This window comes from Mammaliicoccus sp. J-M41, assembly GCF_022385935.1.
Taxonomy (GTDB): domain Bacteria; phylum Bacillota; class Bacilli; order Staphylococcales; family Staphylococcaceae; genus Mammaliicoccus; species Mammaliicoccus sciuri_A.
This window is the reverse complement of sequence record NZ_JAJNIR010000011.1, coordinates 53426-67739: the sequence shown is the minus strand read 5'-3', so window position 1 is coordinate 67739 and position 14314 is coordinate 53426. Positions and strand designations below refer to the sequence as shown.

The window sequence follows — 14314 nt, the reverse complement described above, 5'->3', positions numbered from 1 at the left end:
TTTCTTTGCTACAATATAGAACATAAATTCAGTAAGGAGTGTATATATATGTATCAGCATGATTCTTTATTACTCGCACCAGGTCCTACAACTGTTCCTAGGGAGATTTTAGAAAGTATGAATCAACCTATGACAGGACATAGAACAAAGGAATTTAGTCAAATTATTCATCAAGCATCGAGAGATTTACAAACAATTTTTGGGGCTAAACACCCTGTTGCTATTCTAACTTCATCAGGAACAAGTGCTCTTGAAGCAGCTATGGTTAATGTAGCGAATCCTGAAGATGATATTGTCATTATTGTTTCAGGCGCTTTTGGGGATAGGTTTAGAAAAATCGCATCCTCATATCCATTTAAGGCACATATTTTTGAAGTTGAATGGGGAAAAGGTGTCGATTTAAAAGAATTTGAAACATATTTAAACTCACTTAATGTTGATGTTAAAGCCGTATTCACACAATTTTGTGAAACGTCTACTTCTGTTAAACACCCTATTAATGCTTTAGGTAAGTTAGTTAAACAATTTAATCCTGACATCTATTTTGTAGTGGATGGCGTTAGTATTATTGGCGCAGTTGAAGTAGATATGGAACAAGACAACATCGACGTTCTCGTTTCAGGTAGTCAAAAAGCAATCATGTTACCACCTGGAGCTGCATTTGTAGCATATAATGATAGAGCTATCGAAAGGTTTAAAGAAGTGACTACTTCAAGATTTTATTTAGATTTAAATAAATACATAACTTCTTTAAACGATGATTCAACACCTTTTACACCAGCAGTATCACTTATTAGAGGTGTACAAACTTATTGTGATTTAATTCAAGAAGAAAAATTTGAAAATACAATCAAAAGACACGAAGTATGTAAAACAGCCGTTCGAGAAAGTTTAAAAGCTTTAGATATGGAACTATTAGTTGAAGATGAATTTGCTTCACCTACTGTAACAGCTTTTGTGCCAAATAAAGATGAAGTTAAGACGATTAAAGATGAATTACTTAATAGATTCAACATTACAATTGCAGGTGGTCAACAGCACCTTAAAGGAACAATATTAAGGGTTGGTCACATGGGTAAAGTCTCTCCAAATGACATGTTGCAATTTATTAGCGCATTAGAAATTATACTTTCAGAAATACGTGATCAATCAGTACTTGGTAAAGGTGTTTCAAAATTCCAGGAGGTAGTTAATCAATATGTTTAAAGTAATTGTAGTCGATCCAATATCAGAAGAAGGTTTAAAAAGTTTAACAGATCATGAAAAATTCGAAATAGACATCAAAACTGGCTTGAGTGAATCAGAAATCGTTAACATTATCGGTGACTATGATGCTTTAATCGTAAGAAGCCAAACTCAAATCACACCCCCTATTCTAGATGCAGCGAAAAATCTTCGCGTTGTAGCTAGAGCTGGTGTTGGTGTTGATAATATTGATATCGATCACGCAACTAAACAAGGTATTCTTGTTATTAATGCGCCTGATGGTAACACTATTTCTGCAACTGAACATTCTATGGCAATGATTCTTTCTATGGCTCGAAATATTCCAGAAGCACATCGCTCATTACAAGAAGGTAATTGGGATAGAAAAAAATATCGTGGTACTGAATTATACAAGAAGACACTTGGCGTAATTGGTGCAGGTAGAATCGGTTTAGGTGTTGCCAAACGTGCTCAAAGTTTCGGCATGAATATTCTTGCATTTGACCCTTATTTATCAAGTGATGACGCGAAACGTTTAGAAATTACGAGAGCAACTGTAGATGAAATTGCTGAACAAGCAGATTTTATTACAGTGCATACTCCTCTTACACCAAAGACTAAAGGTCTTGTAAATGAAGACTTCTTCAATAAAGCAAAACCTAACTTACAAATCATCAACGTTGCTAGAGGTGGTATTATCGATGAAGATGCCTTAATTAAAGCACTTGATGAAGGTAAAATCGAAAAAGCTGCTCTAGACGTATTTACTGAAGAACCAGCAAATAACACACCACTTACGCAACATGAAAAAATAATCGTAACACCCCATCTTGGTGCTTCAACTATCGAAGCTCAAGAAAAAGTTGCAGTATCTGTTGCAAATGAAATCATCGATATCTTTGAAAATAATAACGTCTTACACGCTGTAAACGCACCACAAATGTCTGGTGAAGTTGAAGCAGAACTTAGACCTTTTGTTGAATTAAGTAGAACAACTGGTGAAGTTGGTATCCAACTATTTGAAAAAGGTCCAAGAGAATTAAAAATTAAATATCATGGTGAAATTGCATTAGATGACACAAGTTTAATTACAAGACAACTTGTTATGGGTGTCTTACAACAAGACTTAGGTGATCATGTTAATTTAATCAATGCACTCGTATTGTTAAATGAACAAGGTGTAACGTATCAAATCGAAAAAAATAGTAAAAAATATGGTTTCAGCAACTATATTGAATTAGAATTAGTGAACAAAGATCATTCTATTAAAATCGGTTCAACTGTATTAAATGGTTATGGACCTCGTATCGTAAGAATTAATGACTATCCTGTAGATTTCAAACCTGAAAAACATATGTTACTTATCCATCATAATGACAGACCTGGTATCGTAGGTAAAATGGGACAAATCTTAGGAGAACATGGCATTAATATTGCTTCAATGCACTTAGGTAGACATTCTATCGGTGGAGAAGCATTAATGATATTATCAATAGATGATGAAGCTTCAGATGAAACAATAGATGACTTATTTGCTATTGATGGCTTCCAAAGCATTAAAAAAGTCGAACTAAATAAACAACTATAAACAATTAACCACGTGTTAGATCAATACTAACACGTGGTTTTTATTATGCATATTTAACTAACAAATCCTTTGAGTACGAGTCTTGCTCGATTGTTGTTCATTTCATGAATATCATAGTACATTAAGATATGTAACCTTAAATCATTAATCAATTTTTCTTCAGATGATTTACCAATACTTTTCACTTTGCCTACAATCCATAAAATAAATGACGTTAAAACAGTTTGGGATACATCTTTCATATATTGCTGATCATGAGAGATATCAGATTGCTTAATATCATTAATCAAACTATAGACCTCTTTACTCACTATAAATTCTTTAGGGCTCGTATCAATCACAATCTTTAGTTCTTCGACAGTTTGTGCTTTATAAAGTGTCCCCTTTTCTTTAATTTGCACTAATTCATTTCTAGTACTGTCATAGCTTAAATTAAGGAACTGAGCGATCTCTTTTATTAAATCATCACTATACGAATTAGGATCTTGTTTATTGAGTTTAGAAATTTTCTTATGAGAGAACCCAGTTTGCCTTATAAAGTGGTTTCTATCAGCATCATGATTTTTAAATAAAATATCAATATACATTATTCCAACCACCATTTGCTTTTCAAAATTTTATTCACACTCTTATTATACAATATTTGTAAGTAAATATTGTAATGAAATCTTATAAAATGTTTATTTATCAAAAAATCCCACAAATCTTTGATGATTTGAGGGATTATCAATTTATAATAATACGTTTCTAATATCTAATACGTTATCTACAATATAATCAGCATCATAATCTTCTAGCTCTGCTCTTGCAGACTGACCTTTTAATCCAGTAAGTGTGCCTATAAATGTTGCACCTGTTTTTTGTGCACTCAATAAATCAGCTAATGAATCACCTACTATATATATATCTTGCTCACTAAACACTTGTTCTTGTTTTTTTATATAAGTTAAATAGTTCTCTGGGTCATTTCCACCATTCGCTATTAAATAGCTAAATGGATTTGGTTTACCGAGTGGTTTAAATTCTGGATATGTTGTTTCTGCTTTAAGAACTTCTGATGCTGTTCCAATATGGAATTCATCAAATTGTTTTAACCAACCGATTGTTTCAAATGGAACGATTGTTTCTGTTCTTGGTCTACCTGTAGCAATACCGATTTGATATCCTGCTGCTTTCAAATCTTCTAGCAATTGTGTCACTTCATCCACATCAGCTAACACTACTTCTTCTTTTATATAACCATTTTTAAAAGTTGTACGAGGTGTCTTATGTTCAACTTCTTGATATAGCTCAGTACCTAAGTACCATTCTTGATATACTTCTTGTGCTACATCCCAGAACTTACTTTTCAGTTCAAAAATTGAAGCATCTTCTACATTTAGTTCTTCTTGAGCAAAAGCGATAAGATCATGATAAATATTTTCTTTACCGGAAGTCGCTTTAGATAAAAATCGACGAGGAGTTTCTATATTTATCTCTTTACCTACTATTTGTTGAGCATAATTTTTCAAAGTATTGTCGTCAAAGTTAACGTTACTCAAGTCAAGATTTTTAGCTTTTGCTTGCTTTAACAATTCAATTAAATGTGTACTAATCACAATAAAAAGCATATCCCAGTTAGAATTTAAACCTAAAGACTTAAGTTGATTCAGAATTTGATCATCAATAAATATGTCTTTTCTAATTTGTTTAATATCTTGTTCTTCTAATGTTTCTATGTCTACTGTTCCTTTTAAGTTTAAAAAAGCTTCACTATGTAAAATTTCATAAACTGTTAAAGCAGAAACGTCAAAACATCTTTCTTCACTTAAAAAAACACCGTCTACATCAAATAATACTTGTTTCATATTATGCCTCCATTTTTTGAACATTCTGATTATAATTTTAGCATAGATTATTACTGAATACAGTAGTATTACAACATAAGATAAATGAAAACGTTTTAGTTTATAATACAAAAAAATCTTACAAGCAAATGATCGCTTGTAAAATTTTATAATGTTATTTTTGTCTAGATTTCTGAGCGATATACGTCACTTCTTTTTGTAAAGTATTCGTTCTTTCTTCTAATAAAGTCATAATTTTAGCGATTTTTTCACTTTTCTTCATATCACTTGGAAAGTCGTTTGGATCAATCGGATCACCAAATTTAATAAATGACTTTTGTCTAAATCCAAAAATTGATTTAACTTGTTTAGGTCCTTCAAAAGCAGCTGGTACAATTGGTTTGTTACTTAATACAGCAATCGTTGCAGCCCCTCTTTTTAATGGTGCTTCTCCTGTTTCTGCTCTATGACCAGATGGGAAAATTCCAACACTTTTACCTTCATTTAATAACTTAACAGGTATTTTCAAAGTACTTGGACCTGGTTTTTCTCTATCAACTGGAAATGCATTCAATGAATGAAAGAACTTATCTGACCAGTCTTTCGAAAATAATTCCTTTTTAGCCATATAATTAATTTCTGTAGGATATAAACTTAAAGCTAACATGATAACTTCTACATATCCTGTATGTGTACACGTAACGATATAAGGTTCATCAGGAACTTTCTCTTTGTTAATTGCTACAATTTGTTTCCCGAATTTTTGAAAAATAGTATGTAAAACTGTACTCGCAAATTTATACATTTAATGACCACTCTCTTCTTAATGATATACATATTCTATCATTGTCGTACTTACGTAACAAGTTTTCATACAAAATATTGTAACAATTTAAAACAACCATATTATTAGCTTTTTAAAGGAATTTCTATAATAATTATTTTATGGACAGTGTTTAAGGAGGCAATACAATGGATCAAAATCAAAATGAGGATCAACAAAATATTAATAAGACAACTTCAAATGGTTACTATTACAAACAAAAAAATAAAATCCCTTGGTATCAAAGTTGTCTTATCCCATTTATTTCTGGTATTTTAGGTGCGGTCTTAATACTCGCCTTATATATCGGCGGGACTAAAATAGTAGATGTGTTTAGCAATTATAATGATGAAGCAAATATTACAAAAGCACCAGCTAATGAAAAAGGTGGCAATATTAAAGATAATAAATCAAGCAACAAATCCGTTTCTAAAATGATTGAAGATGTTTCACCTTCAATTGTAGGCGTTATTAACAAACAAAAAGCAAGCGGACTAGAATCATTTTTCGGTGGTAACAATTCTGAGGATTCAGACGGATCTGGTGATTCAGAAGAAACGGGAACAGGTACAGGCGTGATTTATCAATCTAATGGTAATAGTACTTACATCGTAACGAACAACCATGTTATAGAAGGTGCAAATGAAATAGAAATTCGCCTTCATAATGATAAATCAGTGAAAGCCAAACTTGTCGGTACAGATGTTATGACTGACTTAGCAGTATTAAAAATAGAAGGCAATTATAATATTGAACCAATTAAATTTGCCGATTCATCTAAAGTTAAAGCTGGTGAAACAGTATTTGCTTTAGGTAACCCATTAGGTGTAGAATTTGCAAACAGTGTGACTCAAGGTATTATTTCTTCAGAAGAACGTACGATGAATGTACAAACTTCTCAAGGTGTTACAGAAGCAACAGTTATTCAAACAGATGCTGCCATAAACCCAGGTAACTCAGGTGGCGCATTAATCGACTTAAACGGTAACCTTATCGGAATTAACTCAATGAAAATTTCAAGATCAGATGTAGAAGGTATCGGCTTTGCAATACCAAGTAATGAAGTAAACAATATCATTAAAGATATAATGGATGACGGTAAAGTAACACGACCTTATATCGGTATCAGCATGATCTCAATAGATGATATACCAAATCAATATAAGAAAGAATTAAATCTCACAACAGATAAAGGTGTTTACATTTCTGAAGTAGATAAAAAAGCAGACAACGGACTTAAAAAAGATGATGTCATCACTAAAGTAGACGATAAAGATGTATCAGACGTTTCTGATATTAAAAATTATATCTACAATGAGAAAAAACCAGGTGACAAAATCACAATCAAATATATTAGAGACGGTAAAACACATACAACAAAAATCACATTGAAAGAACAAAACTAATTCAAAAAAGCATGCAACTCATATCGAGTTGCATGCTTTTTCTATATACATATTACAAACTAAAAGCCTCTACCTGCGCCTCCGCCAGAGAAGCCGCCTCCTCCGCCGAAGCCACCTCCGGAGAATCCGCCACCAGAACTACCTGATGAACCTCCAAAGATAAATGGTCCAGTCATACCACGTCTTGTACCTCTTCTATTTCCACCTCTTGGAGGTCTACCGCCTCCATTTTTGAAGTAAATAATGAAGAAAACAATAATAAATATGATAAAGATGATAAATGGTATTTTTCCTAATCCACTACTTTGTGGTTCGTCTTCTGTGAACTTCTTACCATCGTATCCGTAACTTTTAGCTACTTCATCCCACACTGCATCATATAAATTTGTTAAACCTTGACTGTAATAAGCATTTGCTTTTTTACTATCTTTAGTTTGAGAAGCTTTCTTTTGATAAGGCATAAATTTAGAATCAATCAATTCCCCAACTTTAGAGTCGTTAAGGACACCTTCAAGTCCATCTCCAACTGCTATATCAATACCTCTATTATTATTCTCATTACCGTTATCCATATTTAAAAGAATAACAATACCTCGATTATGCTTTTGGTCGCCAACTTTATAGTGTCGCCCCGCTTCTAATGCATAATCTTGGCGAGGTGTTTGACCTATTGATTTCATCGTCATTAACAAGATATCTGCATCTGTTCCGTCTTGTAATTTTTGACCTTTTTGATTAATTTTGTCTTTATCTTGATCAGTCATTAATTTAGCATGATCTTGTACAAATACAGGCTGTTCTAACTTAGGAAATTTATCATCAGCTGCATGTACGACATAACTTAGTGAAAAAAAGCTAACAATAAGCAAGACACAAAATCGTTTAAACATTGATTTCATTAAGATTCGTCTCCGCCAAAGTCAACTTTTGGTGCATCTTTAGCTTCACCTTTGGCTTGGAAATATTCTTTCTTATCAAAATTAAACAATCCTGCTACGATACTAGATGGGAATCTACGAGTAGCTTGATTATATTCATTAATAGATTCATTATAATCTTTTCTAGCTACTGCAATTCTATTCTCAGTACCAGCTAATTCGTCTCTTAATCCTGTAAATTGCTTATCTGCTTTTAAATCTGGATAATTTTCACTGATAGCAAGTAAACGACTTAACGCACTATTAACTTCACCATTTGCTTCTGCTTTTTCTTCTGGCGTATTCGCACCTGCTAATTTACTACGTGCATCTGATACATCTTTGAATACTTTTTCTTCGTGTTTCGTATAACCTTTAACTGTATCAACTAAGTTAGGAATTAAGTCAACACGTCTTTGAAGCTGATTATCAATATTAGATAATGACTTATCCGCTTCTTCTTCAAGTCCAACTAATCTATTGTATGGACCGATCATAAATAAGCCAATAATAACAATTACTGCTACAACAACAATAATTGGTCCTAAATATTTTTTCATTAAATGTCTCCCTTTCTTTTTATAAATAAATGGTCTTCTTTATTATACAATAAATACCATATGTATGCGAAAAAAGACTGAGACAAACATCATTGCCTCAGCCATTATAGCTCATAAATATTAAACGTATTTAACCATTGTGTATTTCTTCTTACCTCTTCTAACAATTGTAAATTCGTCATCTATTTTATCTTCGCTTGAAATCTCGTGGTTAACATCTTGAATACGTTCACCGTTTAAGTAAATTGCACCATTTGTGATATCTTCACGTGCTTGTCGTTTTGAAGGTGAAACACCTGCTTCAATAATAAAGTCAACAAGTTGTACAGTTTCAGAACTTACTTCAGCTGTTGGCACATCTTTAAAACCTTCTACGATTTCTGATTTTGTTAATGATTTAATATCGCCTTTAAATAGTGCATCTGTAATTCTTTTAGCTTCTTCTACAGCTTCTTCACCATGTATAAAGCGAACCATTTCTTCAGCTAATACTTTTTGAGCTTCTCTTAAATGAGGTGCTTCTTCAACTGTTTTTTCAAGTCTTTCAATTTCTTCTCTATCAAGGAAAGTAAAGTATTTCAAGTATTTCACAACATCAGCATCTTGTGAATTAATCCAGAATTGGTATAACTCGTAAGCTGACGTTTTACTTCTATCTAACCATACAGTACCTGATTCAGATTTACCGAATTTTTTACCGTCTGCTTTTGTAACAAGTGGAATTGTGAAACCATAAGCTTCAGTGTCACCGTACATTCTTCTCATTAAATCTAATCCTGTCGTGATGTTACCCCATTGGTCTGAACCACCAATTTGCATTTTACAATCGTAATTACGGTTTAAGTATCCGAAATCAATGGCTTGTAAAATCATGTACGTAAACTCAGTGTATGAAATACCTGTTTCTAATCTCGTCTTAACAGAATCTTTCGCTAACATGTAGTTTACACCCACGTGTTTAGCGTAATCTCTTAAGAATGAAATTAAATCTATTTCTTTTAACCAATCTTTATTGTTAACAAGAATCGCTGAGTCTTCACCTTCAAAATCAAATATTTTATGCATTTGATTCATGATTCCTCTTACATTAGCTTCAACTTGTTCATCAGTTTGTAATTTTCTTTCTTCTGAACGACCTGATGGATCTCCAATCATACCTGTACCACCACCGACTAAGACGATTGGTGTATGACCATGGTTTTGGAAACGACGTAGTGTTAAATATGGTAATAAATGCCCAATGTGCAAACTATCAGCTGTAGGATCTGCACCACAATATATTTTAACTGACTCTCTATTTAATAAGTCTTCAATTTCTTGTTCATCAGTTTGTTGATAAATTAAACCTCTCCATTTTAAATCTTCTAAAAGTTCATTTGTCATTATATTTTCCTCCTCTAAAATAGAATATAAAAAAGCACCCTCACAAAAAATGTAAGGGTGCTTGAATACACGGTACCACCATACTTATGACGTAAATTCATACATCATCACTCTTTAATGTTACGTACATTAAAAACGTTGAACTTGTTGTTATAAAGGTGTATTCATCATTATCACTTTATCAGTTCGCAGCACCACTGACTCTCTTAAAAAGAAAATAATCACTACTTCTCCTTTAGTTCATTACCTTATGCAATTAATTACAAAGTATAATGCTAACTTTTTTAAAAGTCAACACTAAACATATATGTTATAATATTGATGATTAGATTGGAGGTAAAAATTTGAGTTCAAATCAGTCTAAAAACAAACTTAAAGAACAATTTAATCGTTCAAGTAAGAAATATAAAGATACTTTTAAAGAAACAAAATGGTCCCCAAAACTCATATTCCATACTACATACAATGTAATAAGCAATTTATTTTTCATTATTGTATTTATTAGTTGTTTATTATTAGCTTTAGGATTGGGTATTGGTGGCGGATACTTCGCAGGACTTGTCAAAGATGAAAAAGTAATGTCTAAAAAAGAAATGAAGCAACAACTTTATTCAATGACAGAAAGCACATCTGTTTATTTTGGTTCTGGAGAGTCACTTGGTCGATTAAAAAGTGATGTCCAAAGGGATGTTATTAAAGGGAAAGACATAAGTAAGAATGTTAAAAATGCACTTATATCAACAGAAGATGAAGACTTCTATAACCATAATGGTATTGTACCTAAAGCTTTTATAAGAGCATCAGTACAAGAAGTACTTGGTAGTGCTAATTCTTCTGGCGGGAGTACATTAACGCAACAACTTGTTAAGAACCAACTTTTAACTAATGAAACATCATTTGAACGTAAAGCTAAAGAAATGCTACTTTCAATGAATGTTGAAAAGAACTTATCAAAAGAAGAAATTATTGATAGTTACTTAAACGTCGTTTCATTCGGAAGAAATTCAAATGGTTCTAATATAGCGGGTATTGAAGCCGCTGCTCAAGGTGTATTTGGTAAATCAGCTAAGAATTTAAACATCGCACAATCTGCGTATCTTGCTGGATTACCACAGAATCCTTACACATACACACCTTTCTTACCGAATGGTGATTTGAAAGATGATGAATCCTTGAAATACGGCATCAATCGTCAACACTATGTTCTGAAAAGAATGTACCAAGAAGAAAAAATTACGAAAAAAGAATACGATGAAGCATTAAAATTCGACATCAAGAAATCATTTGTTGATAAAGTTGAAGAACCTAATCAGAAATATCCATTCTTAACGGAAGAAGTTGAAAAACGTACTGTTGATATCCTTAAATATCATTTAGCTAAAGAAGATAATATTTCTAAGAAAGAACTTGATCAAACGCCAGTTCTTATGACGAAATATACTGAAAAAGCTAATCAAGCTATGCGAACTGAAGGTTACCGTGTAGATACAACGATTGAAAAAGATATGTACGATAAACTTCAAGAAGTTAAAGATAATTCTGGTAGCTACTCTTGGGATAGAGAAGCAAGTTATACAAACAGTGAAGGTAAAAAAGCTTCTAAAGAGTTCCAACATGAAGTCGGTGCATTATTAAAAGAAAATCAATCTGGTAAAATTCTAGCGTTCGTTGGTGGTAGAGATTACGAAAAATCACAAATCAATCACGCAACAAGTGCTAAACGTTCACCAGGTTCAACAATGAAACCATTACTCACATATGCACCAGCATTTGAAAATGGATTAATCACACCAAACACTGCCCTACTGGATAAAAAATTCGACTTCCAAGGTTATTCTCCTGATAACTACGATAGAAGAGAATTTGGTCCGGTAACAGCAGATTATGCATTAAGAAACTCTTTAAACTTAAGTACTTTAAGATTGTATAGTAATGTTCAAGATTACAAACCATGGGAAAACTTAAATAAAATGGGTATGACCGTACCTAAAGATATCCAAGATGGTTTAGCCTTAACACTTGGTACAGCAGACTTCACATTAGAACAAGATGTGAATGGTTACAGTACTTTAGCTAATAAAGGTGAATATAATGAAAGTTATATGATTGAATCTATTAAATCACGAGATGGTGAAGTGATTTATCAACACAAAAAAGATCCTAAACGTATCTTTAGTGAATCAACAACATATTTAACAACAAGTATTTTAGAAGGTGTTCTTGATGACGGTTCAGGTTACCAAATTAAGAATTCATTTGACGGTAACTGGGCTGGTAAAACGGGTACATCACAAGATGCTAAAGATAGCTTGTTTGTAGGCTATACACCAAAAGTTACACTAGGTATTTGGATGGGTTATGACCAACCAATAACATTTGATGAAGACAGTCATTATCAATTATTTATGTGGAGAGATATGGTTAATGCATTATCTTCTACAGATAGAGAAAAATTAGGATACGATAGTGAATTCTCTAGACCTAGCACAGTTAAAGAAGACACAATTTGCCAATACACAAATTCTACAGGAAGCTGTAGCAGTGGTGAATCTAAATCTTCTACATTAATATCTGACAAAGTCGATACTTCGAATAAAGATATTAATTCTGACTATGTATTAAAACGACTAGGACAAGCAATTGATACAAACACATCATCAAAAGTTAAACCAAAAGAACGTGTATCTAAAAATTCTAAAGAAGCTTGGTCATATAAATCAAGCAGTAATAATAGTAGTTCAAACAGCAATAGCAAGCCATCCAGTGGTACAAGCACCGCACCACCAAGTGGCAATAATTAGATAAACTTTCTAGTTCAAAATAAATAACACCTCATTTTCAGTGAAAATGAGGTGTTATTTTTTGTTGAATTATATTCTATTTAGAATAATCCTACTGCAGAACCGTCTTCGTTAACATCCATATTTAATGCTGCTGGTTTCTTTGGTAAACCTGGCATTGTCATGATGTCCCCTGTTAATGCTACGATAAATCCTGCGCCAGTTCTTGGTGATAATTCTCTAATTGTTATATCAAAGTCTACTGGTGCACCAAGTTCTTTTGGATCGTCTGTAAATGAATATTGTGTTTTTGCCATACATACTGGGTATTTATCCCACCCGTTTTCTTTAATTGTCTTCAATTGTTTTAAGGCTTTGTCACTGAATTTAACAGATCTTCCGCCGTATACTTTCTGAACAATAGTTTCTATTTTTTCTTCTATAGATAAGTCCAAGTCATAAAGATGTTTAAATGATTGTGGTGTTTCTAATACTTTTAATACTTCTTTAGCAAGTTCGACGCCACCTGCTCCACCTTTTTCCCAAACTTTTGTTAAAGCTACTTTTACGTTATTTTCTTTACACCAATCTAAGACAACTTGTACTTCATCATCTGTATCGTGAATAAACGCATTAATTGCTACAACAGGCTCAACGCCAAACTGTTTAATGTTATTGACGTGTCTTTCTAAGTTTACGATACCTTGTTGAACAGCTTGAACATTCTCTTCTTTTAGATCTGTTTTTGCTACACCGCCATGCATTTTTAACGCACGAATAGTTGCGACTATAACAACTGCACTTGGATCAAATCCAGCTTTACGTGTTTTGATATTTAAAAACTTCTCGGCACCTAAATCTGAACCAAATCCACTTTCTGTTACAACTATATCCGCTAACTTTCTAGCAGTATTCGTTGCAATAATTGAATTACATCCATGCGCAATATTCGCAAAAGGTCCACCATGTACTAATGCAGGCGTGCCTTCTATCGTTTGTACGATATTAGGTTTTAGCGCGTCTTTTAAAATAAGCGTTAAAGCACCTTCTACTTTTAAATCACGAACCGTTACGGGTTGTTTATCGACATTATAGCCAATAGTAATATTAGCTAGATTTTCTTTTAGATCTTTAATGCCGTTTGATAAACAGAATATAGCCATTATTTCAGATGCAACTGTGATATCAAAACCATCTTCTCTTGGTACACCTCTTGTTGGACCACCTAAACCAACTACAACTTGACGTAACTCTCTATCATTCATATCAAGTACACGTTTCCATTCAACACGTCTAGAATCAATATTAAGTTCGTTACCTTGATAGATGTGATTATCGATAAATGCTGACAACGCATTGTTTGCAGTCGTTATCGCGTGTAAGTCACCATTAAAATGTAAATTGATTTCTTCCATTGGTAAAACTTGTGCATAACCACCACCTGTTGCGCCGCCTTTCATACCAAATACAGGTCCAAGTGATGGCTCTCTTAATGCGACCATTACATTTTGATTAAGTTGATTAAAGGCATCTGCTAATCCAACCGTTACCGTTGATTTACCTTCACCAGCTGGAGTTGGACTTAAAGCTGTTACAAGTACAACTTTACCTTTTTCCTCTAGATCATTTAGCTTTGTAATATCAACTTTTCCTTTATAGTGACCATAAGGTTCCAAAGCTTCATGAGAAATCCCCACCTTCTCAGCTATTTCACTAATTGGTCTTAAAGTACTTTGTTTTGCAATTTCTAAATCTGATAAATGACTCAACATCGTTCACTCCTTAAATTTATATTACAAATTAAATATTAAATGACATATCCTAA

At 32.8% G+C, this 14314-nt stretch carries 11 protein-coding genes and 1 other annotated feature; of the genes, 4 read left to right on the top strand and 7 right to left on the bottom strand.

All coding sequences use genetic code 11. The features are described from left to right. The first annotated feature begins 48 nt into the window (after positions 1-48). Both LQ686_RS06300 and serA read left to right on the top strand, forming a co-directional pair. Positions 49-1206 (top strand): pyridoxal-phosphate-dependent aminotransferase family protein, encoded by a 1158-nt coding sequence (locus LQ686_RS06300; RefSeq protein ID WP_025905516.1) that lies wholly within the window; start codon positions 49-51, stop codon positions 1204-1206. After that, the gene (gene serA / locus LQ686_RS06295; protein WP_025905517.1) at positions 1199-2794 is read left to right on the top strand and encodes a phosphoglycerate dehydrogenase; all 1596 of its coding nucleotides are present in this window, start codon (positions 1199-1201) and stop codon (positions 2792-2794) included. Before LQ686_RS06300 ends, serA begins: the two co-directional genes overlap by 8 nt. Positions 2795-2847: 53 nt before the next feature. On the opposite strand, the gene LQ686_RS06290 is transcribed toward serA, so the two are convergent. The 3 genes from LQ686_RS06290 to LQ686_RS06280 all read right to left on the bottom strand — a co-directional run bounded on the left by LQ686_RS06290 (position 2848) and on the right by LQ686_RS06280 (position 5425). Continuing rightward, entirely contained in the window at positions 2848-3381 is a 534-nt protein-coding gene (locus tag LQ686_RS06290; protein WP_107565172.1) for a hypothetical protein, read from the bottom strand. Between the two features lie 144 nt (positions 3382-3525). Continuing rightward, positions 3526-4641: an HAD family hydrolase gene (locus tag LQ686_RS06285; protein WP_103361548.1), complete on the bottom strand. Its 1116-nt coding sequence runs from the start codon at positions 4639-4641 to the stop codon at positions 3526-3528. 154 nt (positions 4642-4795) lie between these two features. Continuing rightward, on the bottom strand, positions 4796-5425 hold the full coding sequence (locus LQ686_RS06280; protein WP_025905520.1) for a lysophospholipid acyltransferase family protein: 630 nt from the start codon (positions 5423-5425) through the stop codon (positions 4796-4798). A 167-nt stretch (positions 5426-5592) separates the two neighbouring features. On the opposite strand from LQ686_RS06280, the gene LQ686_RS06275 reads away from it, so the two are divergent. Next, entirely contained in the window at positions 5593-6849 is a 1257-nt protein-coding gene (locus LQ686_RS06275) for a S1C family serine protease (RefSeq protein ID WP_107565171.1), read from the top strand. A 59-nt stretch (positions 6850-6908) separates the two neighbouring features. Here LQ686_RS06275 and LQ686_RS06270 read toward each other — a convergent pair whose 3' ends face one another. The 3 genes from LQ686_RS06270 to tyrS all read right to left on the bottom strand — a co-directional run bounded on the left by LQ686_RS06270 (position 6909) and on the right by tyrS (position 9709). Beyond that, positions 6909-7748 (bottom strand): TPM domain-containing protein, encoded by an 840-nt coding sequence (locus LQ686_RS06270; RefSeq protein ID WP_049318640.1) that lies wholly within the window; start codon positions 7746-7748, stop codon positions 6909-6911. Then, positions 7748-8326 (bottom strand): LemA family protein, encoded by a 579-nt coding sequence (locus tag LQ686_RS06265; RefSeq protein ID WP_049318639.1) that lies wholly within the window; start codon positions 8324-8326, stop codon positions 7748-7750. Before LQ686_RS06265 ends, LQ686_RS06270 begins: the two co-directional genes overlap by 1 nt. Before the next feature lie 120 nt (positions 8327-8446). After that, on the bottom strand, positions 8447-9709 hold the full coding sequence (gene tyrS / locus LQ686_RS06260) for a tyrosine--tRNA ligase (protein ID WP_103361687.1): 1263 nt from the start codon (positions 9707-9709) through the stop codon (positions 8447-8449). Between the two features lie 50 nt (positions 9710-9759). Further along, positions 9760-9953, bottom strand: a binding site (T-box leader). Between the two features lie 100 nt (positions 9954-10053). Between tyrS and LQ686_RS06255 the strand changes: the two genes are divergently transcribed. Further along, entirely contained in the window at positions 10054-12510 is a 2457-nt protein-coding gene (locus LQ686_RS06255; RefSeq protein ID WP_107565170.1) for a transglycosylase domain-containing protein, read from the top strand. 80 nt (positions 12511-12590) lie between these two features. Here the strand turns inward: LQ686_RS06255 and LQ686_RS06250 are convergent, their stop codons facing one another. Then, positions 12591-14258 carry a formate--tetrahydrofolate ligase gene (locus LQ686_RS06250; protein WP_107565177.1) on the bottom strand — a complete coding sequence of 556 codons (1668 nt, stop codon included), beginning with the start codon at positions 14256-14258 and terminating at the stop codon, positions 12591-12593. Positions 14259-14314: the final 56 nt, after the last annotated feature.

What these genes read in the sequence shown, in the direction of transcription:
- LQ686_RS06300 (WP_025905516.1), top strand. Translation starts at nt 49, where the DNA reads ATGTATCAGCATGATTCTTTATTACTCGCACCAGGTCCTACAACTGTT.
- serA (WP_025905517.1), top strand. Translation starts at nt 1,199, where the DNA reads ATGTTTAAAGTAATTGTAGTCGATCCAATATCAGAAGAAGGTTTAAAA.
- LQ686_RS06290 (WP_107565172.1), bottom strand. Translation starts at nt 3,381, where the DNA reads ATGTATATTGATATTTTATTTAAAAATCATGATGCTGATAGAAACCAC.
- LQ686_RS06285 (WP_103361548.1), bottom strand. Translation starts at nt 4,641, where the DNA reads ATGAAACAAGTATTATTTGATGTAGACGGTGTTTTTTTAAGTGAAGAA.
- LQ686_RS06280 (WP_025905520.1), bottom strand. Translation starts at nt 5,425, where the DNA reads ATGTATAAATTTGCGAGTACAGTTTTACATACTATTTTTCAAAAATTC.
- LQ686_RS06275 (WP_107565171.1), top strand. Translation starts at nt 5,593, where the DNA reads ATGGATCAAAATCAAAATGAGGATCAACAAAATATTAATAAGACAACT.
- LQ686_RS06270 (WP_049318640.1), bottom strand. Translation starts at nt 7,748, where the DNA reads ATGAAATCAATGTTTAAACGATTTTGTGTCTTGCTTATTGTTAGCTTT.
- LQ686_RS06265 (WP_049318639.1), bottom strand. Translation starts at nt 8,326, where the DNA reads ATGAAAAAATATTTAGGACCAATTATTGTTGTTGTAGCAGTAATTGTT.
- tyrS (WP_103361687.1), bottom strand. Translation starts at nt 9,709, where the DNA reads ATGACAAATGAACTTTTAGAAGATTTAAAATGGAGAGGTTTAATTTAT.